At 51.7% G+C, this 507-nt stretch carries 1 protein-coding gene; it reads left to right on the top strand.

All coding sequences use genetic code 11. The features are described 5' to 3' along the window. Positions 1-40: 40 nt before the first annotated feature. Positions 41-507, top strand: a 467-nt coding sequence (locus DW830_RS15625) for a DNA-binding protein (protein ID WP_317125433.1), incomplete at its 3' end; no start/stop codon positions are given.

Consider the following 507-nt stretch of genomic DNA (forward strand, 5'->3'; position numbering starts at 1 on the left):
TTTTAGTAGTATGTCAGTAAGTTTTAGTTTAGCAAAGCATTTGGCAAAGCCGGGTGACAAGACCTCAGACAGCAAGTATTATGCTTGCACACAGATCAACGATTCCATCTCGCTCAAGATGTTTGCGGGATTGATCGAGAAGCAGACCACCGTATCCCGTGCAGACTGCACCGCAGTATTGGTGAGCGCCGTAGATAATCTTGTAACAGAGCTTCAGCGTGGCAACCAGGTGGAGTTTGGCGAGCTGGGCAAGTTCCGACTCCAGCTTACCAGTACAGGAGTAGATAATCCTGCCGACTTCCGCAGCGACGTCAACATCACCGGAGCAAACATCCAGTATATTCCTGGAGAGGGAGTGAAGAACAAGTTCACTGACCTGGATTACAAGCAGGTGGCATCCAGAGCTCTGCAGATTGCAGCCATGAAGGCAGAGAAGGCGGGCGCCAAGACGCTCAACATCGAGGAGGCAAAGAAGTACAAGAAGGACGAGGCGGCTGGCGACGGCAC

The organism is Prevotella sp. AM34-19LB (assembly GCF_003468525.1).
Classification (GTDB): Bacteria; Bacteroidota; Bacteroidia; order Bacteroidales; family Bacteroidaceae; genus Prevotella.